This is a genomic window from Streptomyces sp. NBC_00353, from assembly GCF_036108815.1.
GTDB lineage: Bacteria > Actinomycetota > Actinomycetes > Streptomycetales > Streptomycetaceae > Streptomyces.
In genome coordinates this window covers 7,430,364-7,454,280 of sequence record NZ_CP107985.1, presented here as the reverse complement: position 1 = coordinate 7,454,280, position 23,917 = coordinate 7,430,364, and the positions used below count along the sequence as shown (strand labels likewise).

The 23,917-nt window shown below is 69.2% G+C and carries 21 protein-coding genes; 8 read left to right on the top strand and 13 right to left on the bottom strand.

What is annotated here, in order from left to right:
* Window positions 1-23: 23 nt before the first annotated feature.
* The 5 genes from tal (at window position 24) to OHA88_RS33560 (ending at window position 4,918) form a co-directional block, all read left to right on the top strand.
* Window positions 24-1,142, top strand: a complete 1,119-nt coding sequence (tal, locus tag OHA88_RS33580) for a transaldolase (RefSeq protein WP_326631176.1) — start codon at window positions 24-26, stop codon at window positions 1,140-1,142.
* 5 nt (window positions 1,143-1,147) lie between these two features.
* Complete coding sequence (gene zwf, locus OHA88_RS33575; protein ID WP_267005768.1) at window positions 1,148-2,680, top strand: glucose-6-phosphate dehydrogenase; 1,533 nt, start codon at window positions 1,148-1,150, stop codon at window positions 2,678-2,680.
* Entirely contained in the window at window positions 2,677-3,699 is a 1,023-nt protein-coding gene (gene opcA / locus OHA88_RS33570) for a glucose-6-phosphate dehydrogenase assembly protein OpcA (RefSeq protein WP_328628256.1), read from the top strand. Before zwf ends, opcA begins: the two co-directional genes overlap by 4 nt.
* Window positions 3,696-4,478, top strand: a complete 783-nt coding sequence (pgl, locus tag OHA88_RS33565) for a 6-phosphogluconolactonase (protein WP_267005766.1) — start codon at window positions 3,696-3,698, stop codon at window positions 4,476-4,478. Before opcA ends, pgl begins: the two co-directional genes overlap by 4 nt.
* An 80-nt stretch (window positions 4,479-4,558) precedes the next feature.
* Window positions 4,559-4,918: a VOC family protein gene (locus tag OHA88_RS33560; protein ID WP_328628255.1), complete on the top strand. Its 360-nt coding sequence runs from the start codon at window positions 4,559-4,561 to the stop codon at window positions 4,916-4,918.
* A 237-nt stretch (window positions 4,919-5,155) separates the two neighbouring features.
* Here OHA88_RS33560 and pgi read toward each other — a convergent pair whose 3' ends face one another.
* From pgi to uvrC, 10 genes are all read right to left on the bottom strand, one after another.
* Window positions 5,156-6,817: a glucose-6-phosphate isomerase gene (gene pgi / locus OHA88_RS33555; protein WP_328628254.1), complete on the bottom strand. Its 1,662-nt coding sequence runs from the start codon at window positions 6,815-6,817 to the stop codon at window positions 5,156-5,158.
* 155 nt (window positions 6,818-6,972) lie between these two features.
* Window positions 6,973-7,308: an RNA polymerase-binding protein RbpA gene (locus tag OHA88_RS33550; protein WP_078852825.1), complete on the bottom strand. Its 336-nt coding sequence runs from the start codon at window positions 7,306-7,308 to the stop codon at window positions 6,973-6,975.
* A gap of 109 nt (window positions 7,309-7,417) precedes the next feature.
* A complete protein-coding gene (secG, locus tag OHA88_RS33545) occupies window positions 7,418-7,648 on the bottom strand; it encodes a preprotein translocase subunit SecG (protein ID WP_030919783.1) in 231 nt (76 codons plus the stop codon).
* 129 nt (window positions 7,649-7,777) lie between these two features.
* Window positions 7,778-8,554 carry a triose-phosphate isomerase gene (gene tpiA, locus OHA88_RS33540; RefSeq protein WP_328628253.1) on the bottom strand — a complete coding sequence of 259 codons (777 nt, stop codon included), beginning with the start codon at window positions 8,552-8,554 and terminating at the stop codon, window positions 7,778-7,780.
* Between the two features lie 6 nt (window positions 8,555-8,560).
* The gene (locus tag OHA88_RS33535; protein ID WP_030919777.1) at window positions 8,561-9,772 is read right to left on the bottom strand and encodes a phosphoglycerate kinase; all 1,212 of its coding nucleotides are present in this window, start codon (window positions 9,770-9,772) and stop codon (window positions 8,561-8,563) included.
* Window positions 9,773-9,880: 108 nt separating this feature from the next.
* A complete protein-coding gene (gene gap, locus OHA88_RS33530; protein ID WP_030919775.1) occupies window positions 9,881-10,888 on the bottom strand; it encodes a type I glyceraldehyde-3-phosphate dehydrogenase in 1,008 nt (335 codons plus the stop codon).
* 261 nt (window positions 10,889-11,149) lie between these two features.
* The gene (whiA, locus tag OHA88_RS33525) at window positions 11,150-12,139 is read right to left on the bottom strand and encodes a DNA-binding protein WhiA (protein ID WP_030919772.1); all 990 of its coding nucleotides are present in this window, start codon (window positions 12,137-12,139) and stop codon (window positions 11,150-11,152) included.
* On the bottom strand, window positions 12,130-13,164 hold the full coding sequence (locus OHA88_RS33520; protein ID WP_030974710.1) for a gluconeogenesis factor YvcK family protein: 1,035 nt from the start codon (window positions 13,162-13,164) through the stop codon (window positions 12,130-12,132). Before OHA88_RS33520 ends, whiA begins: the two co-directional genes overlap by 10 nt.
* On the bottom strand, window positions 13,161-14,153 hold the full coding sequence (gene rapZ, locus OHA88_RS33515) for an RNase adapter RapZ (RefSeq protein WP_328628252.1): 993 nt from the start codon (window positions 14,151-14,153) through the stop codon (window positions 13,161-13,163). The genes OHA88_RS33520 and rapZ overlap by 4 nt, the downstream gene beginning before the upstream one ends.
* Window positions 14,150-16,186 (bottom strand): excinuclease ABC subunit UvrC, encoded by a 2,037-nt coding sequence (gene uvrC, locus OHA88_RS33510; RefSeq protein WP_267005759.1) that lies wholly within the window; start codon window positions 16,184-16,186, stop codon window positions 14,150-14,152. Before uvrC ends, rapZ begins: the two co-directional genes overlap by 4 nt.
* 293 nt (window positions 16,187-16,479) lie before the next feature.
* Between uvrC and OHA88_RS33505 the strand changes: the two genes are divergently transcribed.
* A complete protein-coding gene (locus tag OHA88_RS33505) occupies window positions 16,480-17,406 on the top strand; it encodes a hypothetical protein (protein WP_328628251.1) in 927 nt (308 codons plus the stop codon).
* 57 nt (window positions 17,407-17,463) lie between these two features.
* On the opposite strand, the gene OHA88_RS33500 is transcribed toward OHA88_RS33505, so the two are convergent.
* Together OHA88_RS33500 and uvrA are read right to left on the bottom strand one after the other, a co-directional pair.
* Window positions 17,464-17,889, bottom strand: a complete 426-nt coding sequence (locus tag OHA88_RS33500) for a Rieske (2Fe-2S) protein (RefSeq protein WP_267005757.1) — start codon at window positions 17,887-17,889, stop codon at window positions 17,464-17,466.
* A gap of 259 nt (window positions 17,890-18,148) precedes the next feature.
* Entirely contained in the window at window positions 18,149-21,172 is a 3,024-nt protein-coding gene (gene uvrA, locus OHA88_RS33495; protein ID WP_328628250.1) for an excinuclease ABC subunit UvrA, read from the bottom strand.
* 176 nt (window positions 21,173-21,348) lie between these two features.
* On the opposite strand from uvrA, the gene OHA88_RS33490 reads away from it, so the two are divergent.
* Together OHA88_RS33490 and OHA88_RS33485 are read left to right on the top strand one after the other, a co-directional pair.
* On the top strand, window positions 21,349-22,038 hold the full coding sequence (locus OHA88_RS33490) for a maleylpyruvate isomerase family mycothiol-dependent enzyme (RefSeq protein WP_328628249.1): 690 nt from the start codon (window positions 21,349-21,351) through the stop codon (window positions 22,036-22,038).
* A gap of 10 nt (window positions 22,039-22,048) precedes the next feature.
* Entirely contained in the window at window positions 22,049-22,705 is a 657-nt protein-coding gene (locus OHA88_RS33485; RefSeq protein WP_328628248.1) for an MBL fold metallo-hydrolase, read from the top strand.
* A gap of 49 nt (window positions 22,706-22,754) precedes the next feature.
* Here OHA88_RS33485 and OHA88_RS33480 read toward each other — a convergent pair whose 3' ends face one another.
* The gene (locus OHA88_RS33480) at window positions 22,755-23,756 is read right to left on the bottom strand and encodes a TerC family protein (RefSeq protein ID WP_328628247.1); all 1,002 of its coding nucleotides are present in this window, start codon (window positions 23,754-23,756) and stop codon (window positions 22,755-22,757) included.
* Between the last annotated feature and the right edge of the window lie 161 nt (window positions 23,757-23,917).

Here is a 23,917-nt window from a genome sequence, read left to right as displayed (position 1 = left end):
GACTAGTAGGAGATGCAATTCTCATGACAGACGCACTCAAGCGCCTCTCCGACGAGGGCGTGGCGATCTGGCTCGATGACCTGTCGCGCAAGCGGATCACGTCCGGCAACCTCGCCGAACTGATCGACCAGCAGCACGTCGTGGGCGTCACCACCAACCCGTCGATCTTCCAGAAGGCCATCTCGCACGGCGACGGTTACGAGCAGCAGCTCACCGACCTCGCGACCCGCAAGGTCACGGTCGACGAGGCCATCCGCATGATCACGACGGCGGACGTCCGTGACGCCGCCGACATCCTGCGGCCGGTCTTCGACGCCACGGACGGTCAGGACGGCCGGGTCTCCATCGAGGTCGACCCGCGGCTGGCCCACCACACCGACGCCACGATCGCCGAGGCCAAGCAGCTCGCCTGGCTGGTGGACCGGCCGAACACGCTCATCAAGATCCCGGCGACGAAGGCCGGTCTGCCGGCCATCACCGAGGTCATCGGCAGGGGCATCAGCGTCAACGTCACGCTGATCTTCTCGCTGGAGCGCTACCGCGAGGTCATGGACGCCTACCTGGCGGGCCTGGAGAAGGCGAAGGCCGCGGGTCTGGACATCTCCAAGATCCACTCGGTGGCCTCGTTCTTCGTGTCCCGCGTGGACTCCGAGATCGACAAGCGGCTCGACGCAGTGGGCACCGACGAGGCCAAGGCGCTGAAGGGCAAGGCGGCGCTCGCCAACGCCCGGCTGGCCTACGAGGCGTACGAGGAGGTCTTCTCCTCCGACCGCTGGGCCGCCCTGGACAAGGCGCAGGCCAACAGGCAGCGTCCGCTGTGGGCCTCCACCGGCGTGAAGGACCCCGCGTACAAGGACACGCTGTACGTCGTCGACCTGGTCGCCCCCGGCACGGTGAACACCATGCCCGAGGCCACCCTGGAGGCCACGGCCGACCACGGGGAGGTCACCGGCAACACCATCGCCGGCACCTACGCCCAGGCGCGGGCCGAGCTCGACGCCGTCGCAAAGCTCGGGATCTCGTACGACGACGTCGTACAGCTCCTCGAGGACGAGGGCGTCGAGAAGTTCGAGGCGTCCTGGATCGACCTGCTCAACTCCACCGAGGCGGAGCTCAAGCGCCTCGCCCCTTCGGAGGGCTGACCACTTTGTCTGGTGTTCCCGGAGCCAACCCGCTCCGTGACGCCCAGGACCGCCGGCTCCCGCGTATCGCGGGGCCGTCGGGCCTGGTCATCTTTGGCGTCACGGGCGATTTGTCCCGTAAAAAGCTGATGCCCGCCATCTACGACCTGGCCAACCGCGGTCTGTTGCCGCCGGGCTTCTCGCTCATCGGCTTCGCGCGCCGTGAATGGCACGACGAGGACTTCGCGCAGGAGGTCCACGACGCGGTCAAGCAGCACGCGCGTACGCCGTTCCGTGAGGAGGTCTGGCAGCAGCTCATCCAGGGGATGCGCTTCGTCCAGGGCAACTTCGACGACGACGACGCCTTCGAGACCCTCAAGGCCACCATCCAGGAGCTCGACAAGGAACAGGGCACGGGCGGCAACTTCGCCTTCTACCTGTCCGTGCCGCCGAAGTTCTTCCCCAAGGTCGTCCAGCAGCTCAAGAAGCACGGGCTGGCGGACCAGAAGGAGGGTTCCTGGCGGCGCGCCGTCATCGAGAAGCCGTTCGGCCACGACCTCGCCAGCGCGCAGGAGCTCAACCAGCTCGTGCACGATGTGTTCCCGCCCAACGAGGTCTTCCGGATCGACCACTACCTGGGCAAGGAGACGGTCCAGAACATCCTGGCGCTGCGCTTCGCCAACACGATGTTCGAGCCGATCTGGAACCGGTCGTACGTCGACCATGTCCAGATCACGATGGCCGAGGACATCGGCATCGGCGGCCGGGCCGGCTACTACGACGGCATCGGGGCAGCCCGTGACGTCATCCAGAACCACCTGCTCCAGCTGCTGGCGCTGACGGCGATGGAGGAGCCCGGCTCCTTCCACCCGAAGGCCCTGGTGACCGAGAAGCTCAAGGTGCTCACGGCGGTGGAGCTGCCGGAGGACCTGGGCAAGCACACCGTGCGCGGCCAGTACGCGCACGCGTGGCAGGGCGGCGAGGAAGTGCTCGGCTACCTCGAGGAGGACGGTATCGACCCCAAGTCGAAGACCGACACCTATGCCGCGATCAAACTGACGATCAACAACCGCCGCTGGGCGGGCGTGCCGTTCTACCTCCGGACCGGAAAGCGGCTCGGCCGCCGGGTCACCGAGATCGCGGTCGTCTTCAAGCGCGCGCCGTACCTGCCCTTCGAGTCCGGTGCGACGGAGGAGCTGGGCGGCAACGCCCTGGTCATCCGGGTGCAGCCGGACGAGGGCGTCACGGTGCGCTTCGGCTCCAAGGTCCCCGGCACCTCGATGGAGGTCCGGGACGTCACGATGGACTTCGCCTACGGCGAGTCCTTCACGGAGTCCAGCCCGGAGGCGTACGAGCGGCTCATCCTCGATGTGCTGCTCGGCGACGCCAACCTCTTCCCCCGCCACCAGGAGGTCGAACTCTCCTGGAACATCCTCGACCCGATCGAGGAGTACTGGGACAAGCACGGCAAGCCCGCGCAGTACGCGGCGGGCACCTGGGGTCCGGCCGAGGCGGACGAGATGCTCGCACGAGATGGACGGAGCTGGCGTCGGCCATGAAGATCGATCTCACGGAAACCACTTCCAGCAAGATCAACCAGGCGCTGGTGTCGGCCCGGCGTGCCGCCGGCTCGCCGGCTGTCGGCATGGTGCTGACCCTGGTGGTCGTCACCGACGAGGAGAACGCGTACGACGCCCTGAAGGCGGCCGGCGACTCCTCGCGCGAGCACCCCTCGCGCATCATCGCGGTGATCAAGCGGGCCAGCCGCTCGCCGCGCAGCCGGCGCGACGCGCGGCTCGACGCCGAGGTGCGGGTCGGTTCCGACTCGGGCTCCGGCGAGACCATCGTGCTGCGACTGCACGGTGAACTTGCCAACCACGCCCAGTCGGTCGTCCTGCCACTGCTGCTGCCGGACGCCCCGGTCGTGGTGTGGTGGCCCGAGGGCGCGCCCGAGGACCCGGCCAATGATCCGCTGGGCGCACTCGCCCAGCGCCGGATCACGGACGCGTATTCGGCGGAGCACCCGAGCGCCGAACTCGGGGTGCGCGCCAAGTCGTACACCCCGGGCGACACCGATCTGTCCTGGACCCGCATCACGCCGTGGCGCTCGATGCTCGCGGCCGCACTCGACCAGAAGCCCGTCGAGGTCCTCTCGGCGACGGTCGAGGGCGAGTCCGAGAACCCGAGCTGTGAGCTGCTCGCCATGTGGCTCTCGGACCGGCTGGGCGTGCCGGTGGAGCGCACGCGTTCCGACGGTCCCGGTCTGACGGCCGTACGGATGCAGACCAAGGGCGGCACCATCGTCCTGGACCGGCCCGACGGTTCGCTGGCCACTCTCTGCATGGAGGGGCAGCCGGACCGTGCGGTGGCGCTCAAGCGACGGGAGACCGCCGAACTGCTCGCCGAGGAACTGCGGCGTCTCGACCCGGACAACATCTACGCGTCCGCGGTGAAGTTCGGCGTGGACCGGCTCGGCGGCGCGGCGGAGCCGAAGTCCGCCGAGCCGGAGAAGCCCGCCACCGCCGCCGCACCGGCAGCCGCGAAGAAGACTGCGGCGAAGAAGGCGGCAGCGAAGTGAGTGCCCCTCAACTTGTCGTGCACCGCGACAAGGAGCTGATGGCGCAGGCCGCCGCCGCCCGGCTGATCACGAAGATCGTGGACGCCCAGGCCGCGCGCGGTCACGCCTCGGTGGTGCTCACCGGCGGACGCAACGGCAACGGCCTGCTGGCCGCTCTCGCCGAGGCGCCCGCCCGGGACGCGATCGACTGGTCGCGGCTCGAACTGTGGTGGGGCGACGAGCGGTTCCTGCCGGAGGGCGATCCGGAGCGCAATGTCACGCAGGCCCGTCGGGCCCTGCTGGACTCGGTGCCGCTGGACCCGTCCCTGGTCCATGCGATGCCCGCGTCGGACGGCCCCTGCGGCAACGACGCCGACGCCGCCGCGGCCGCGTACGCCGACGAACTGGCCGCCGCGGCCCGTCCGGAGGACCACGGCCCGGTACCGACGTTCGATGTGCTGATGCTGGGCGTGGGCCCGGACACGCATGTCGCGTCGCTGTTCCCGGAGCTGCCCGCGGTACGGGAGACCGAGCGCACCGTCGTCGGTGTGCACGGCGCTCCCAAGCCGCCGCCCACCCGGGTCTCACTGACGCTGCCCGCGATCCGGGCGGCGCGCGAGGTGTGGCTGCTCGCGGCGGGCGAGGACAAGGCGGAGGCCGCGGAGATCGCGCTGTCGGGCGCCGGGGAGATCCAGGCCCCGGCGGCGGGCGCGTACGGACGCAGCCGCACCCTGTGGCTGCTGGATGCGGCGGCGGCCTCCCGGCTGCCGCGCGCACTGTATCCGCCGGCCTCTCCCTGAGCAGTCGTCAGTACTGCGGTACGTCGGGCCCGGTCCGCTCTCAGGAGCGGACCGGGCCTTCGCCGTGAAAGGCTCCGGCCATGGTGCGTATCGGAACCGTGGTGATGGGTGCGTCGGACGTCCGTCGGGCGGCCGCCTTCTGGACGGCGGCGCTCGGCCATGTGGAGCGTGAGCCGGCGACGGACGACTGGGTGGTGCTGGTGCCGGCCGACGGCCAGGGCGTCGGGCTGTCCCTGGGGCTGAGCGAGTCCCCCGTGCAGGAGGTCCCCCGGGTCCACCTGGATCTGTACACGGAGGAGCAGGACGCCGAGGTGGAGCGGCTGCTCACACTCGGGGCGGCCCGGGTCGACTGGCAGCTGTATCCGCAGGACCCGGACTTCGTGGTGCTCGCGGACACCGAGGGCAACCGCTTCTGCGTCATCGACACGACGCACGGCTGACCGGGTCGGGCAGTCCCCAGGAAGGCCTCCAGCAGCCCCGGTACGGCCTCGCAGGCGGAGCCGATGCCGGGGGCCGCGGCCCCGTACGAGCCACCGGCGGGGAAGAGGACGGCACACGCCACGCCGAGGACCGCCGCGGTCGGCGGCCGCTCGGCCGCCACCGGGTGACGGCGCTCGGGTCCGGCGTGCTGTTCTACGGCCGGAGCCGTACCGCCCTCTCCCCCGGGGTCATCCGGCTCAGCGCCCCCTGCGCGTGCGGTACGCGGCGACCAGTGCGGCGGTCGAGCTGTCCAGCTGCTCGCCGCCCCCCGCCGCCGCCGTCTCGGTCAGCACCGGTTCGATCTTCTTGGCGAGGACCTTGCCGAGCTCGACGCCCCACTGGTCGAACGAGTCGATGTTCCAGACGGCGCCCTGGACGAAGACCTTGTGCTCGTACAGCGCGATCAGCTGACCGAGGACGGACGGCGTCAGCCGGTCGGCCAGGATCGTGGTCGTGGGGTGGTTCCCCCGGAACGTCTTGTGCGGCACGAGCTCCTCGGCGACGCCCTCCGCACGGACCTCGTCCGGCGTCTTGCCGAAGGCGAGCGCCTGGGTCTGGGCGAAGAAGTTGGCCATCAGCAGATCGTGCTGGGCGACCAGTCCGGGCAGCAGATCGGCGACCGGCTCGGCGAAGCCGATGAAGTCGGCCGGGATGACCTTGGTGCCCTGGTGGATCAGCTGGTAGTAGGCGTGCTGCCCGTTGGTGCCGGGCGTGCCCCAGACGACCGGGCCGGTCTGCCACTCGACCGGATGGCCGTCCCGGTCCACGGACTTGCCGTTGGACTCCATGTCCAGCTGCTGCAAGTAGGCGGTGAACTTGGACAGATAGTGGCTGTACGGCAGCACGGCGTGCGACTGGGCATCGAAGAACGCGCCGTACCAGACACCCAGCAGGCCAAGCAGCAGCGGGGCGTTGGCCTCCGGCGGGGCGGTGCGGAAGTGTTCGTCGACGAGGTGGAAGCCGTCAAGCATCTCGCGGAACCGGTCCGGGCCGATGGCGATCATCAGCGAGAGGCCGATGGCGGAGTCGTACGAGTAGCGGCCGCCGACCCAGTCCCAGAACTCGAACATGTTGGCGGTGTCGATGCCGAAGTCAGCGACCTTCTCGGCGTTCGTCGACAGTGCCACGAAGTGCTTCGCGACGGCGTCCTGGTCGGCGCGCAGACCGGTCAGCAGCCAGTTGCGGGCGGAGGTGGCGTTGGTGATGGTCTCGATCGTGGTGAACGTCTTCGACGCGATGATGAAGAGCGTCTCGGCCGGGTCGAGGTCGCGGACGGCCTCGTGCAGGTCGGCCCCGTCGACGTTGGACACGAAGCGGACGGTGAGCGAGCGGTCCGTGAAGGAGCGCAGCACCTCGTACGCCATGGCGGGACCGAGGTCGGAACCGCCGATGCCGATGTTGACGACGTTCTTGATCCGCTTGCCGGTGTGACCGGTCCACTCCCCCGACCTGATGCGGTCGGCGAAAGCCGCCATCCTGTCGAGCACGGCGTGCACGGCGGGCACCACGTTCTCGCCGTCGACCTCGATGACCGCGTCGCGCGGGGCACGCAGCGCGGTGTGCAGGACAGCGCGGTCCTCGGTGGTGTTGATCTTCTCGCCACGGAACATGGCGTCCCGCAGTTCGGCGACACCGGTGGCGTCGGCGAGCTCGCGCAGCAGCCGGAGCGTCTCGTCGGTGACCAGGTGCTTGGAGTAGTCGAGATACAGATCGCCGACCCGGAGGGTATATCCGGTGCCGCGCTCGGGATCGTCCGCGAACAGCTGCCGCAGATGGGTCTGGCCGAGCTGCTCACGGTGCTTGCCGAGAGCGGTCCATTCGGGCGTCTGATTGAGCTTGGTTCGGCTTTGTGCGTTCATCCCGGATATCAGCCCACTTCTTCTCGTGCCTGCACATGCCCCGCTGCCACTCCAACTTAATTGATCAGAGGGGTGGGCGAGGCGACAGAGAGCTGCGGCGCCGACAAATGCACTCCGGCCGGGCACCCTGGGGGTGACCGGCCGGTGAACAACTCTTAGATTTCGCCCCGAAGTTTTGCGAGGGCCTCGGCGAGGATGGCCTCGCCGTCCGCATCGCTGCGCCGCTCGCGTACATACGCAAGGTGCGTCTTGTACGGTTCGGTGCGCGGCGGGTCCGGCGGGTTGTCCCGGTCCTGGCCGGCCGGGAAACCACAGCGCGGGCAGTCCCAAGTCTCCGGTGTCTGCGCGTCACTGGCGAAGCTCGGCTGCGTCTCGTGCCCGTTCGAGCACCAGAAGGAGATGCGGAGGCGCGGCGCGGACTCGCCCCGCTCGGCCTCCCCCATCGGCCCCGCTCCGACCCGGCTTCCCCGGATCGCGTTGCCACTTGCCACGGTCGTAACTCCCTGCGTGATGGTGCTCGAAGATGCCCCAGTCTACGTAAGGCCCAACGTGCGTCCAGTGAAAGGAGTTACACCCTCACCGGGAATCGCGGACGGCGGGTCAGTTGTCCAGCTTCATCAGCAGACCAAGCACAATAATGCACGCGAACCATCCCAGACCGACCACTACGGTGATCCGGTCGAGGTTTCGCTCGGCGACCGACGAGCCACCGACGGACGACTGCATACCGCCACCGAACATGTCGGAGAGGCCGCCGCCCTTTCCCTTGTGCATCAGCACCAGCAGCATCAGCAGCAGGCTGAAGACGATCAGGGCGATCGAGAACCCCATAACCACGGCTGGTCCCTACTTTCCGGAATTCCCTTGGACTGCTCTAACGGATCTGACGGACAACGGGGGCCGGGAGGACGCACCTCCTCGGCCCCCGCAAGGGTACGACGGATCCGCGCTACCGCATACTCACTGGTCGCGGAAGCGGACGATCTTGACGAATTCGTCCGCGTCGAGAGCGGCGCCACCGATCAGCGCACCGTCGATGTCGGGCTTTGCCATGATCTCCGCGACGTTCCCCGACTTCACCGAGCCGCCGTACTGGATGCGGACCGCGTCGGCCAGCTCCTGGGAGTACAGCTCGGCGAGCCGGCCGCGGATGGCCCCGCAGACCTCCTGGGCGTCGTCGGCGCCGCAGACCTTGCCGGTCCCGATGGCCCAGACCGGCTCGTACGCGATCACGATGGACTCGGCCTGCTCGGCCGGAATGTCCTTGAGCGCGCCGTCGACCTGCGCGAGGGTGTGCGCGACGTGGCGGCCGTCCTCGCGGACCGACTCCTCCTCGCCGACGCACAGGATCGGGGTGAGGCCGTTCTTGTACGCGGCCTTGATCTTGGCGTTGACGATCTCGTCGGTCTCGTGGTGGTACTGGCGGCGCTCGGAGTGGCCGATGGCCACATAGGTGCACTTCAGCTTGGCGAGCATGGGACCGGAGATCTCGCCGGTGTACGCGCCGGAGTCGTGCGCCGAGATGTCCTGGGCGCCGTACTTGATCTTCAGTTTGTCGCCGTCGACCAGCGTCTGCACCGAGCGCAGGTCGGTGAAGGGCGGCAGGACGGCGACCTCGACGGCGTCGTAGTCCTTGTCGGCCAGGGCGAAGGCGAGCTTCTGGACGTGTGCGATGGCCTCGAGGTGGTTGAGGTTCATCTTCCAGTTGCCCGCCATCAGCGGGGTACGGGTGCTCATGAAAGGTCAGTCCTCCAGTGCGGCGAGGCCGGGAAGCGTCTTGCCCTCGAGGTATTCGAGGCTGGCGCCGCCACCGGTCGAGATGTGGCCGAATGCGTTCTCGTCGAAGCCCAGGATGCGGACGGCCGCGGCGGAGTCGCCACCGCCGACGACACTGAAGCCCTCGGAGTCGACGAGGGCCTGGGCGACTGCCCGGGTGCCCTCGGCGTAATCGGGGTGCTCGAAAACGCCCATCGGGCCGTTCCAGAAGACGGTGACGGCGTCGGCGAGCTTCGAGGCGTACAGCTTGTTGGTCTCGGGTCCGTTGTCCAGACCCATCACACCGGCCGGGATGGCATCCGCGGGCACGGTGGTATGCCGGCTCGGGGCCTTGGTCTTGAGGTCGGGGAACTGCTCGGAGACCACGACGTCGACGGGGAGCACGAACTCCACGCCCTTCTCCTCGGCCCGCTTCAGATACTCCAGCACCGCCGGGATCTGGTCCTCCTGCAGGAGGGAGCTGCCGACCTCGTGGCCCTGGGCCTTGAGGAAGGTGTACGCCATGCCGCCGCCGATGAGGATGCGGTCGGCCCGCTCCAGGAGGTGGTCGATGACGCCGAGCTTGTCGGAGACCTTGGAGCCGCCGAGCACGACGGCGTACGGGCGCGCGACGTCCTCGGTGAGCTTCTTCAGGACGCCGACCTCGGTGGCGATCAGGTCGCCCGCGGCGTGCGGCAGCCGGGCCGGGAGGTCGAAGACCGAGGCGTGCTTGCGGTGGACGGCTCCGAAGCCGTCGCCCACGTACACATCGGCGAGCTCGGCGAGCTGATCGGCGAACGCGCCGCGCTCGGCGTCGTCCTTCGACGTCTCGCCGGGGTTGAAGCGGAGATTCTCGATGACGGCGACCTTGCCGTCGGTGAGCGCGGCGACCGTGGCACGGGCGGACTCGCCGACCGTGTCGGTCGCGAAGGCCACGTCGGCACCGATCAGCTCGCCGAGCCGGGCGGCGGCGGGGGCCAGGGAGAAGGCCGGGTCCGGGGCGCCCTTGGGGCGGCCCAGGTGCGAGGCGACGATGACCCGGGCACCGGCCGCGGCCAGCTTCTCCACGGTCGGCTGGACGGCGCGGATGCGGCCGTCGTCGGTGATGGTGGTGCCGCTCAGCGGCACGTTGAGGTCGGCGCGGACGAATACGCGCTTGCCGGTGACCCCTTCGGCGAGAAGTTCGTCGATCGTCTTCATCTTGCTGGACTCCTTGGAGGGCGGGGAAGCATGCAACGGGGCTCGAACGGCGCTGCGTTGCGCTGTCCGAGCCCCTTGCTCACATCGAGGTGCCTGCCGATCCGACGGTCAGAGCTGGCTGCCGACGAAGACGGTCAGGTCGACGAGGCGGTTGGAGTAGCCCCACTCGTTGTCGTACCAGCCGATGACCTTGACCTGCGTGCCCTCTGCCATGGTGAGCAGGGAGTCGAAGGTGCAGGAAGCCGGGTCCGAGACGATGTCCGAGGACACGATCGGGTCCTGGGTGTAGACGAGCTTGCCCTTGAGCGGGCCTTCCTCGGCGGCCTTCTGGAACGCGGCGTTGACCTCGTCGCGGGTGACCTCGCGCTCCAGCGTGATGACCAGGTCGGTGACGGAGCCGGTCGGGACCGGGACGCGCATCGCGATGCCGTCGAGCTTGCCCCTGAGCTGCGGGAGCACCAGAGCGGTGGCCTTGGCGGCACCGGTCGTGGTCGGGATGATGTTCTCCGCCGCGGCGCGGGCGCGACGCAGGTCGGAGTGCGGGAAGTCCAGGATGCGCTGGTCGTTCGTGTACGCGTGGACCGTCGTCATGAGGCCCTTGACGATGCCGAAGTTCTCGTCCAGAACCTTGGCCATCGGCGCGACGCAGTTGGTGGTGCAGGAGGCGTTGGAGATGACGTGGTGGTTGGCCGCGTCGTACTTCTCCTCGTTGACGCCCATCACGATGGTGATGTCCTCGTCCTTGGCCGGAGCCGAGATGAGGACCTTCTTGGCGCCGCCCGCGATGTGCTTCTCGGCGTCGGCCTTCTTGGTGAAGATGCCGGTCGACTCGATGACGATGTCGACGCCCAGCTCACCCCAGGGGATGTCGGCCGGGTTGCGCTCGGAGAGCACCTTGATGGTGTGACCGTCGACAGTGATGCTGTCGGCGGTGTGGCTGACCTCTGCCTTCAGACGACCCAGAATGGTGTCGTACTTCAGCAGGTGGGCCGTGGTCGCAGTGTCACCCAGGTCGTTGACAGCCACGATCTCGATGTCCGCACCCTGCTCCAGCAGCGCGCGGAAGTAGTTACGACCGATGCGGCCAAAGCCGTTGATGCCTACGCGGATCGTCACGAACCGATCTCCTCGTTAGGTACGCCGGGTTTCGACGCCGGCGAGTTGTATGGGATGTCCCCGACCGCCTCCGACCCTACCTCTCCGTGGGCTCCGGAGTGACATCGTGCGGGGCCGGAAGCGCCGCGAAGGCCCGTACTCCCCGGTAGGCGTACGGGCCTCCGGTTGCTCGGCCTCACATGCAGTGACGATTACGGAGTGTCAACATCCCCGGGGGCAAAGCACGTGCCGCCTTCGGCCGGGATTCGACGCCGTTTCACCTCAGCCCACCAAGCCGTCGGCGAGCTCCTCGCTGAGCGTGGACTCCGTCCCCGGGATACCGAGGTCCTGGGCCCGCTTGTCGGCCATGGCCAGCAGCCGGCGGATCCGGCCGGCTACCGCGTCCTTGGTCAGCGGCGGGTCGGCGAGCGCACCCAGCTCCTCCAGGGAGGCCTGCTTGTGCTCCATGCGCAGCCGTCCGGCCGCCGCGAGGTGCTCGGGCACCTCTTCGCCCAGGATCTCCAGGGCGCGCCCCACCCGGGCGCCTGCGGCCACCGCGGCCCGTGCCGAGCGGCGCAGGTTGGCGTCGTCGAAGTTGGCGAGCCGGTTGGCGGTGGCCCGGACCTCGCGGCGCATCCGCCGCTCCTCCCAGGCCAGCACCGACTCATGGGCGCCGAGCCGGGTGAGCAGGGCGCCGATCGCATCGCCGTCGCGGACGACGACCCGGTCCACGCCGCGTACCTCGCGGGCCTTCGCCGCGATGGAGAGCCTGCGGGCCGCGCCGACCAGTGCGAGCGCCGCCTCCGGGCCCGGGCAGGTCACCTCCAGCGAGGAGGAGCGGCCCGGCTCGGTGAGCGAGCCGTGGGCCAGGAAGGCACCGCGCCAGGCAGCCTCGGCGTCGCAGGTGGCCCCCGAGACCACCTGCGGGGGCAGCCCGCGGATGGGCCGGCCGCGACCGTCCACCAGGCCGGTCTGGCGGGCCAGCTGGTCGCCGCCCGCCACCACCCGTACGACATAGCGGGAGCCGCGGCGCAGCCCGCCGGGAGCCATCACGATCAGCTCCGAGCTGTGCCCGAAAATTTCGAGAATGTCCCGCTTCAGCCGACGCGCCGCCATCGCGGTGTCCAGCTCCGCCTCGATCACAATCCGGCCGCTCACCAGGTGCAGCCCGCCCGCGAACCGAAGAATCGCCGAAACCTCTGCCTTCCTGCAGCAGGTCCGGGTCACGGGAAGCCGAGAGATTTCGTCCTTCACCGCTGGCGTCATCGCCATGGGCCGATCCTTCCATGCATCCGAAAAATACGGTCGTACGCGGCGGCCAACAGCTCCGGATCATGGATCGGAACGCCGTCGGGTGAGGCCACCGGCGCCAGCTCGACCGCGGCACCGAGCCGCTTGGCGGCATCGGCGAGGGACTCGCGATCGGGCACGGCGGCTTCGTCGGCCAGCACCACGTCCAGGGCGAGTTTAGGGGCGTGTCGTCCCAAAACCTCCAAATGACGCTGCGGAGAGAAGCCATCAGTTTCGCCGGGCTGCGGTGCCAGGTTGAGCGAGAGGACCTTGCGGGCCTTCGTCGCGACGAGCGCGTCGAGCAGTTCCGGTACGAGCAGATGCGGGATCACCGAAGAGAACCAGGATCCCGGGCCGAGCACCACCCAGTCCGCGTCGAGGACCGCCTCGACCGCCTCCGGGACGGCCGGCGGGTCGTTCGGGACGAGGTGCACGGACTGCACCTCACCGGGGGTCAGCGCCACCGTCGCCTGGCCGCGCACCGTGTCCACGGCGTCCGGACGGGCCGGGTCGTGGCCCCGTACGAGCGCCTGGAGCTCCAGCGGCACAGCGGACATGGGCAGCACCCGGCCGTGCGCGCCGAGGAGCTTGCCGACCAGGTCCAGGGCCTGTACATGGTCGCCGAGCTGCTCCCAGAGGGCGACGATCAGCAGATTTCCGACCGCGTGCTCGTGCAGATCGCCCTTGGACTGGAAGCGGTGCTGGATGACCTGCGCCCAGGTCTGGCCCCAGTCGTCGTCGCCGCAGAGTGCGGCGAGCGCCTTGCGGAGGTCGCCGGGCGGCAGGACGCCGAGCTCCTCACGGAGCCGGCCGCTGGAGCCGCCGTCGTCGGCGACGGTGACCACAGCGGTGAGATCGCCGGTGATCCGGCGCAGCGCGGCGAGCGACGCGGACAGGCCCATGCCGCCGCCGAGCGCGACGACCTTGGGCTGGGCGCCACGCTTGCGGGCGGAGAGCGCAGAGGTGGCTCTGCGCAGCCGCCGCAGGCGCAGATTGCGGCTGGTCACTCGCGCCCCATGTCCCGGTGGACGAGAACGGTCTCGATCCCCTCGGCGGCGAGCCGGGCGGCCAGCTTCTCGGACATCGCGACGGAGCGGTGCTTGCCGCCCGTGCAGCCGACGGCGATCGTCACATAGCGCTTGCCCTCACGGCGGTAGCCCGCGGCAACCAGCTGGAGCAGCTCGGTGTACTGGTTGAGGAACTCCTTGGCGCCCGGCTGGTTGAAGACGTACGCCGAGACCTCCTCGTTGAGTCCGGTGAACGGGCGCAGCTCGGGGACCCAGTGCGGGTTGGGCAGGAAGCGGCAGTCGGCCACCAGGTCCGCGTCGACCGGCAGGCCGTACTTGAAGCCGAACGACATCACCGTGGCGCGCAGCTCCGGCTCCTCGTCACCGGCGAACTGGGCGTCCATCTTGGCGCGCAGCTCGTGCACATTGAGGCTGGAGGTGTCGATCACCAGGTCGGCGTCGCCGCGCAGCTCGCGCAGCAGGTCGCGCTCGGCGGCGATGCCGTCGACGATGCGGCCGTCGCCCTGGAGGGGGTGCGGGCGGCGGACCGATTCGAAGCGGCGGACCAGCGCGTCGTCGGAGGACTCCAGGAAGACAATCCGCCGGGTGACGTGCCTGGACGCGAGGTCGGCGAGGGACTCACGCAGGTTGTCGAAGAAACGGCGGCCGCGCACGTCGACGACGACGGCGATCCGGGCCACATTGCCCTGGGACCGGGCGCCGAGCTCCACCATGGTGGGGATCAGGGCGGGCGGCAGGTTGTCGACGACGAACCAGCCGAGGTCCTCCAGACACTTGGCGGCGGTGGATCGTCCGGCGCCCGACATGCCGGAGATGATCACCAGCTCGGGGATGGCCGCGGTGGCATCGCCCGTCTCGGTCGTGGTGCCCGTACTCACGTGTCCTGCTCCGTCTGCTCGGTCCGTGCTGTCGTGCACGCGGTCTGTGCCGTCGTGCGCGCGCTCCTGCTCGTGTTCGTGCTCAGTCATGTCGTGCTGCCCCCGTCGTCCTCTTCAATGATCTCTCCTGTCGCCGTATTCACGGCGGGCGCGGCCGGGGTGGTCGAGGCGAGGGCGACAGCCACTGATTCCGCCGTCCTGCGGCCTATCCCCGGAACCTCGCAGATCTCGTCGATTGTCGCCTGCTTCAGCTTCTTCACGGAGCCGAAATGCTTGATCAACGCCTGTTTCCGGGTCTCGCCGAGGCCTGCGACGGCGTCCAGGGGGCTGGAGCGGATGCGCTTGGCGCGCTTGGCCCGCTGATAAGTGATGGCGAAGCGGTGGGCCTCGTCGCGGACGCGCTGCAGGAGGTAGAGGCCCTCGCTGGAGCGGGGCAGGACCACGGGGTCGTCGTCATCGGGCAGCCATACCTCTTCGAGGCGCTTGGCGAGGCCGCAGACCGCGATGTCGTCGATCCCCAGCTCGTCGAGGGCCCGCTTGGCCGCGGCGACCTGCGGCTGGCCGCCGTCGACCACGACGAGCTGCGGCGGGTAGGCGAACCGCTTGGGGCGGCCGTCGTCCTCGCGGGGCTCGTTGTCGAAGGGGTCGCCGTCCCCGGCGGCGGGGTCCGGGGCCGGTACGGCTCCGGAGGGTGCCGGGCTCTCCTCCCACTCCCCCGTCCGCTCCTTCTCCTGGAGGTAGCGCCTGAAGCGACGACCGATCACCTCGTGCATCGAGCGGACGTCGTCCTGCCCCTCGAAGCCCTTGATCTGGAAGCGGCGGTACTCGCTCTTGCGGGCCAGACCGTCCTCGAAGACGACCATGGACGCGACCACGTCGTCGCCCTGGAGATGGGAGATGTCGAAGCATTCGATGCGCAGCGGAGCCGTGTCGAGGCCGAGCGCCTCGGCGATCTCCTCCAGGGCGCGGGAGCGGGTCGTCAGATCGGAAGCGCGCTTGGTCTTGTGCAGCCCCAGGGCCTGCTGGGCGTTGCGCTGGACCGTCACCATCAGGTCCTTCTTGTCGCCACGCTGCGGGATGCGCAGGCTGACCTGGGAGCCCCGGCGGTCGGCGAGCCACTGGGAGACCGCTTCGGGGTCCTCCGGAAGGGCCGGGACAAGGACCTCCTTGGGGACGGAGTCGCCTGTCTCCTCCCCGTACAGCTGCTGCAGGGCGTGCTCGACGAGGCCCGAGGTGTCGACCGCCTCGACCTTGTCGGTGACCCAGCCGCGCTGGCCGCGTACCCGGCCGCCGCGGACGTGGAATATCTGCACGGCGGCCTCGAGCTCGTCCTCGGCGACCGCGATCAGGTCGGCGTCGGTGGCGTCGGCGAGGACGACGGCGCTCTTCTCCATGGCCCGCTTGAGGGCCTCCACGTCGTCGCGGAGCCGGGCCGCCCGCTCGTACTCCATCTCTTCGGCCGCCGCCATCATGTCCTTCTCCAGCCGGCGGATGTACGTGCCCGTGCGGCCGGCCATGAAGTCGCAGAAGCCGTCCGCCAATTCTCGGTGCTCCTCGGGGGTGACCCGGCCGACGCAGGGCGCCGAGCACTTGCCGATGTAGCCGAGGAGGCAGGGGCGGCCGGTCCGCGTGGCGTTCTTGAAGACACCGGCGGAGCACGTGCGGACGGGAAAGACCCGGAGCATCAGGTCGACGGTCTCGCGGATCGCCCAGGCGTGCCCGTACGGACCGAAGTACCGCACGCCCTTCTTCTTGGCGCCGCGCATGACCTGGACCCGCGGGAACTCCTCGTTCAGCGTGACCGCGAGATAGGGATAGCTCTTGTCGTCGCGGTACTTGACGTTGAACCGGGGGTCGAACTCCTTGATCCAGGAGTACTCCAGCTGCAGCGCCTCGACCTCGGTGGCGACGACGGTCCACTCGACGGAGGCGGCCGTGGTGACCATCGTGCGGGTGCGCGGGTGGAGATTGGCCAGGTCCTGGAAGTAGTTGGCCAGGCGCTGGCGCAGGCTCTTCGCCTTCCCGACGTAGATCACCCGGCGGTGCTCGTCGCGGAATTTGTAGACCCCCGGGGAGTCGGGGATCTGTCCCGGCTTGGGGCGGTAGCTGGAGGGGTCTGCCATGGTGCCCACCCTACTTGCGGGCGGTGACAGTGCGGTGTCCTCGGGGGTGATGCCGTGCTCCGGGGTGCGGGGTGGGGGAGCGCGCCCCGGAGCACGGGGTCAGCGGGCGCCGTCACCGTTCAAGGAGCATCGACCGTTGTCGGGAACGGGTCAACACGCTTCAATGCGGGGGAACAGCGTGGTGTGAACGGTGTGGCGGACGCGTGAACGGTCCGCCCCCGGCCACCTGCCGTCCCGCTCCCATCGGCGCGGTCTCCCCGCCCCGTGCCGTGAACGTTCACTGGAGGCACGTCATGCAGCGCACCGAGGCCGAGCTGGCGCAGGTGCTGCACACCGGCCCGTTCCATCTGGCGCTGCGCACCGCCTTCTCGGTGCGTGGGCTGCCGCTCCAGCGGGTGCAGCACCATCTCGCACACCGCGGGGTCAAGGTCGGCGTGACCAGCCTGAGTTACTGGCAGCAGGGGGCCCGGCGCCCGCAGCGCGCCGAGTCCCTGCGGGCGGTGAAGGCGCTGGAGGAGGTGCTGGAACTGCCGGGGAACTCGCTGCTCCGGCTGCTCGACGCCGGGGATGCCCGCGCGGACGCCGAGCGACCGGCCGCTCGTTCGTACCGCTCCCTGATGGAGGCGTCCGGCGCGGTGGAGCGGCTGCTCGACGCGCTGGAGTCACCGGCCGACGGCGGGCTGCACACGGTGGGGCACCAGGAACGGGTACGGATCGGGTCCGGCCGGGAGCTGCGGCGCCGGGACTCGCAGCACGTCGTGCGCGCGCACCGCGACGGGATCGACCGCTATCTCGCCGTGTACCGCGGCGATCCGGGCTGCGACCCCGCGCGGGTGGAGGTGGCGGCCCGGGAGAACTGCCGGACCGGCCGGGTCCGCTGGGACCGGGAGGCGGGGGTGCTCATCGCCGAGCTGCTCTTCGACACCCGGCTGCGGGCGGGTGAGACGTACCTCTTCGGCTACGGGTTCGACGACGGTACGGGCGGCCCGTGCGGCGAGTACGTGCGCGGCTTCAGCTTCGGCGGCGGACAGTACGTGCTGCAGGTGCACTTCGACGAGGAGGCGCTGCCGGTACGGTGCCGGCGGTTCGCCCAGGTTTCGGTGGGGGCTCCGCGCGGCGGCCGTACGGACCTCACACTCACCGGCCGGCACCGGACCGTGCACCTGGTGGAGCAGGGGGTGCGGCCCGGCCTGGTCGGCATCGACTGGGACTGGGAGTGACGACCGCTGGTCCCCGTGCGCCCGGCGCGTCAGGCGTCAGGCGTCAGGCGTCAGGCGTCAGGCGTCAGGACCGGCTATCAGCTTTCCGCCCTCGACCCTGACCGGGACGGAGGGCAGCGGCACGGTCGCCGGGCCGTGCACCGCCTCGCCGGTCGTCGTGTCGAAGCGGCTGCCGTGGCAGGGGCAGTTCCCCTCGTTCTTCTCGACCTTGTCCAGCAGACAGCCCGCGTGGGTGCACTGGGCGCTGAAAGCCTTGTACTGGCCCTTGGCCGGGCAGCTGACCACGACCCGCTGCTCGCGGTAGAGCTTGGATCCGCCGACCGGCACCTCGTCCGCGGCACCGAGCTCCACGGGGGCGGTGGGGGTGGGCGTCTCGGCATGCCCGAGCTTCGACTCGGTCGAACAGGCGGCCACTCCCAGCCCGGCGACACCGGCGAGAGCGGCCCCCTTCAGCACGGTACGGCGGGCGGGCTGGCCGGACATGCGGACTCCACAGGGTGTGAGGGGCAGGGCGAGGGGCGTCAGGGAAGCGCCGGGTACCGGGGGGTGCCAGGAGACTCCGGGGATACCAGTGGCACCACAGGCACCACAGGCACCACAGGCATCGGTGACAGAAGCGACGATACCGGCGGAGAAGGACAGCCTCGCGGCCGGGCCGGTCCTGGACGATCGCGCCTGGTCACAGCGGTACGCGCGAGAGGGCGGCTCCTGTCCGGGAACCGCCCTCTCGACGCCGTGCGGGTCAGGCCTTGCGCGTACGGGTCGCCTTCTTCGCCGCGGGCTTCTTCGCCGCGGCCGCCGTGGCCGAAGCCGTCTTCGCCGTAGCCGTCTTCCTCGCCGGGGACGACTTGGCGGCCACCGTCTTCGCCGCCGCCCTCCGTACCGGCTTGCGCGCCGCCGGCACTGCCGCCTCGCTCACCCGGACCGGGTCCAGGACGCCCTGCAGGAACTTGCCGGTGTGGCTCGCCGGGACCATGGCGACCTGCTCCGGCGTGCCTTCGGCGATGACCAGGCCACCGCCGTTGCCACCTTCGGGGCCCATGTCGATGACCCAGTCCGCGGTCTTGATGACATCGAGGTTGTGCTCGATGACGATCACCGAGTTGCCCTTGTCGACCAGCCCGGACAGCACCTTGATGAGCTTGCTGATGTCCTCGAAGTGCAGTCCGGTGGTCGGCTCGTCCAGGACATAGACCGTGCGGCCGGTGGAGCGCTTCTGCAGCTCGCTCGCAAGCTTCACGCGCTGTGCCTCACCGCCGGAGAGCGTCGGCGCGGACTGGCCGAGCCTGACGTATCCGAGGCCCACCTCGTGGAGCGTACGGAGGTGGCGGGCGATCGTCGGGACGGCCTCGAAGAACTCCAGGCCCTCCTCGATCGGCATGTCCAGCACCTCGGCGATGGACTTGCCCTTGTAGTGGACCTCCAGGGTCTCCCGGTTGTACCGCGCCCCGTGGCAGACCTCGCACGGGACGTACACGTCCGGCAGGAAGTTCATCTCGATCTTGATCGTGCCGTCGCCGGAGCAGTTCTCGCAGCGGCCGCCCTTGACGTTGAAGGAGAAGCGGCCCGGCAGATAACCGCGCACCTTCGCCTCCATCGTCTCGGCGAACAGCTTGCGGACGTGGTCGAAGACGCCGGTGTACGTCGCCGGGTTGGACCGCGGCGTCCGGCCGATCGGTGACTGGTCGACGTGCACCACCTTGTCGACCAGGTCGTCACCGTCGACCCGGGTGTGCCGGCCTGGGACCGACTTGGCGCCGTTCAGCTCGCGCGCCAGGTGGGTGTAGAGGATGTCGTTGACCAGCGTCGACTTACCCGAGCCCGAGACACCGGTGACCGCGGTGAGTACGCCGAGCGGGAACGAGACGTCGATGTCCTGGAGGTTGTTCTCCCGGGCTCCGCGCACCGTGAGCCGGCGCGTCGGGTCGGCCGGGCGCCGGATGTCGGGCATCGGGATGGACTTCTTGCCGACCAGATAGTGACCGGTGATCGACTCGTCGTTGGCCAGCAGGTCCTTGAGCGATCCGGAGTGGACCACCTTGCCGCCGTGCTCACCGGCACCGGGGCCGATGTCGACGACCCAGTCGGCGACCTTGATGGTGTCCTCGTCGTGCTCGACGACGATGAGCGTGTTGCCCATGTCGCGGAGGCGGACCAGGGTCTCGATCAGCCGGTGGTTGTCGCGCTGGTGCAGTCCGATGGACGGCTCGTCCAGCACGTACAGCACGCCGACCAGGCCGGAGCCGATCTGGGTGGCGAGCCGGATGCGCTGCGCCTCGCCGCCGGACAGGGTGCCTGCCGCGCGGTTGAGCGAGAGGTAGTCGAGGCCGACGTCGACCAGGAACCTCAGCCGCTCGTTGACCTCCTTCAGCACTCGCTCGGCGATCTTCTTGTCGCGGGCGTTCAGCTTCAACCGGCCGAGGAATTCGGCGCACTCGCTGATCGACATCGCGGAGACCTGGGCAATGGACTTCTCCATCACCGTCACCGCGAGGACGATCGGCTTCAGCCTCGTGCCCTCACAGGTCGGGCAGGGCACCTCGCGCATGTAGCCCTCGAAGCGCTCCCGGCTGGAGTCGCTCTCGGCCTCGGAGTGCCGCCGCTTGACGAACTGCACCGCACCCTCGAAGGCCGGGGTGGTGTACGCACGCTCGCGCCCGTAGCGGTTGCGGTAGCGGACCTCGGTCTGGATCTTGTGGCCGTGCAGCAGGGCCTTCTTCGCGCGCTGCGGCAGTCCGGCCCACGGGATGTCCGTACGGAATCCGAGGGCGTCGGCGAGGGCGCCGATCAGCCGCCCGAAGTACTCCTTGGTGTGGCCGTGCGACCAGGGGTGGATCGCGCCCTCGTCGAGGGACTTCTCCTCGTCGGGGACGATCAGCTCCGGGTCGACCTCCATCCGCGTACCGATACCCGTGCAGTCGGGGCAGGCACCGAAGGGCGAGTTGAAGGAGAAGGAGCGCGGCTCCAGCTCCTCGAAGGAGAGGTCGTCGTACGGGCAGTAGAGGTGCTCGGAGTACATCCGCTCACGCTCGGGGTCGTCCTCGGGGAGGTCGACGAAGTCGAGCACGACCATGCCGCCGGAGAGACCGAGCGCGGTCTCGACCGAGTCGGTCAGCCGGCGCTTGGCGCTGTCCTTCACCGTGAGGCGGTCGATGACCACCTCGATGGTGTGCTTCTCCTGCTTCTTGAGCTTGGGCGGCTCGGCGAGGTGGATGGTCTCACCGTCGACCCTGGCCCTGCTGTAGCCCTTGGTCTGCAGATCGGAGAAGAGGTCGACGAACTCGCCCTTGCGCTCGCGCACCAGCGGCGACAGCACCTGGAAGCGGCTGCCCTCGGGCAGGGCGAGCACCTTGTCGACGATGGCCTGCGGCGACTGGCGGGAGATCGGCCGGCCGCACTCGGGACAGTGCGGCTTGCCGATCCGGGCGAAGAGCAGCCGGAGGTAGTCGTAGACCTCGGTGATCGTGCCGACCGTCGAGCGCGGGTTGCGCGAGGTCGACTTCTGGTCGATGGAGACGGCGGGCGACAGGCCCTCGATGAAATCGACGTCCGGCTTGTCCATCTGGCCGAGGAACTGCCTGGCGTACGAGGAGAGCGACTCCACGTATCGCCGCTGACCCTCGGCGAAGATCGTGTCGAACGCCAGCGATGACTTGCCCGACCCGGAGAGCCCGGTGAAGACGATGAGGGAGTCGCGGGGGAGGTCGAGCGAGACGTTCTTGAGGTTGTGCTCGCGAGCGCCACGGACGATGAGACGGTCGACCACGCCTGTCCGCACCTTTCTAGAGAAGAAGTGGGGGAACTGAGCCCCCGTCCCAGGGTATGGGGGGCGCCACAGCGATGTACGAAGCTTTCGACTCCGAGCGTATAGCACGCGCATTCGATTTATGGACGGCCGATATCTCCTTCACCCGAATGAGTGGCGACGCTAGGCTCGGCCACATGATTGATCATGCGCGCGACCTGGAAGCCGTACGTGAAGCGACCGATCGGCTCCTCAGCGCAACAGGCAAATTGGACAACCTCACAGTCGCCGAGCCGTCGCGGCTGCCCGGCTGGAGCCGGGGCCATGTTCTTGCGCACCTCTCTCGTAACGCCGACGCGCTCGTAAATGTTCTCCAGAGCCGCCCGATGTACGCAGACAGCGAAACCCGCGAGCGTGACATCGAGCGCGACGCACCCCGGCCGCTCGCGGAACAGCTGGCCGATGTGCGCGAGAGCGCGGCCCGCTTCCTGGCCGTGGCCGCCGAACCGGCCGACTGGTCGCGCACGATCACGATGCGCAACGGCGTGACGGACTCGGCGTCCCGCGTCCCCTTCCGCCGCTGGATCGAGGTCGAGCTGCACCATGTCGACCTGGGCATCGGCTACGAGCTTGAGGACCTGCCGGACGAGTTCGTGGTCCGCGAGATCGACTTCCTCGTGGAGCGGTTCGGCCGGCACCCGGAGGTCGTGTCCACGGGTGTGGCCGCCGACGACGGCAGGTTCTGGACCACGGGCGGCGGCGCGGAAGGCAGCCCTGTCGTGGTCCGTGGCACCGCGCCGGAGCTGCTGGGCTGGCTCTCCGGGCGCCGCGACGGGTCCGCACTCACCGTGGACGGCGGCCACCTCCCCGCGCTGCCCCCGCTATAGGCTGAGGCGTATGACGTACAGCGGAGCGGTCAAGGTCGGCGGACGTGCGGATGTACACGAGTTGACGGATCTGATGATCTCCAAGGTCGCCGTCGGCCCGATGAACAACAACGCCTATCTGCTGCGCTGCCGGGCCACCGGCGAGCAGCTCCTGATCGACGCGGCCAACGAGGCCGCAACCCTGCTGCGGCTGATCGGTGACGACTCCATCGCGTCCGTCGTCACCACCCATCAGCACGGCGACCACTGGCAGGCACTGGCCGAGGTGGTGGCGGCCACCGGTGCGCGTACCTACGCCGGGCGGTACGACGCCGAGGGCATCCCGGTCCCGACCGATGTCCTCGTCGACGACAACGGCACGATCCGGGTGGGGCAGGTCACGCTGACCGCCCGCCATCTGGTCGGCCACACCCCGGGCTCCATCGCGCTGGTCTACGACGATCCGCACGGTGCTCCGCACCTGTTCACCGGGGACTGCCTCTTCCCCGGCGGGATCGGCAACACACACAAGGACCCCGAGGCATTCGCGAGCCTGCTCCACGATGTGGAGACCAAGCTCTTCGACCAGCTGCCCGACGAGACCTGGGTCTATCCGGGCCACGGCCACGACACCACGCTCGGTGACGAGCGGCCGCAGTTGCCCGAGTGGCGCGCACGCGGCTGGTGAGGAAAGGGCGGGCGGCTCCGCCGCCCGCCCCCGTTGCCCCCCGCCCGGATCAGGCGTCGATGCTGGAGCTCTCCTCCGCCGCCCGGTCGGCCTCCGCAGCCTCGGCCGCCTCCTGCTTCTTGTTGGCGATGAGGCTGGTGATCGTGGTGATCACCAGCACCCCGCAGATGAAGCCGAGCGAGACGGGGATCGAGATCTCGGGGACATGCACCCCGGACTCGTGCAGCGCGTGCAGCACCAGCTTGACGCCGATGAAGCCGAGGATGACCGAGAGCCCGTAGCTGAGGTGCACCAGCTTCTTCAGCAGACCGCCGATCAGGAAGTACAGCTGCCGCAGCCCCATCAGCGCGAAGGCGTTGGCGGTGAAGACGATGTACGGGTCCTGGGTCAGGCCGAAGATCGCGGGGATCGAGTCCAGGGCGAACAGCACATCGGTGGTGCCGATGGCGAGCATGACGACCATCAGCGGGGTCAGGACCCGCTTGCCGTTGCTCCTGATGAAGAGCTTGGTGCCGTGGTACCTGTCGGCGACGCCGAAGCGGCGCTCGATCGACTTGAGGAGACGGTTCTCCTCGAACTCGTCCTCCTCCTCGTCGGCCCGCGCCTCCTGGATGAGCTTCCAGGCGGTGTAGATCAGGAACGCGCCGAAGATGTAGAAGACCCACGAGAAGTTGGCGATGACCGCGGCGCCCGCGGCGATGAAGATCGCTCGCAGCACCAGGGCGATCAGCACACCGACGAGCAGCACGCGCTGCTGGAGGTGGGAAGGCACCGAGAACTTCGCCATGATCAGGACGAACACGAAGAGGTTGTCGACGCTGAGGGACTTCTCGGTGATGAAGCCGGCGAAGAACTCGCCCGACGCCTGACTCTCGCCGAAGACCAGCAGGCCGAGCCCGAAGAGGGCGGCCAGCGCGATCCAGACGATCGTCCAGATTCCGGCTTCCTTCGTCGTCACGTCATGGGGCTTGCGCCCGATGAAGAAGTCGATGGCAATAAGGGCTGACAGACCAAGAATGGTCAGCACCCAGAGGGTTCCTGAAACGTCCACTGCGCCTCCGGCAGTTCGCTACGGCTACTGATCAGCGTCGTCGCTGCCGGAGGTCTCTTCCACCCGGGCGCACGGGATGCGCACCACAGGCCGACGCCCCGGGACCGGTCACAGTCCGTACTGACGAGCACGTCGCGTATGGGAGTACTCCCCTCCGTCCA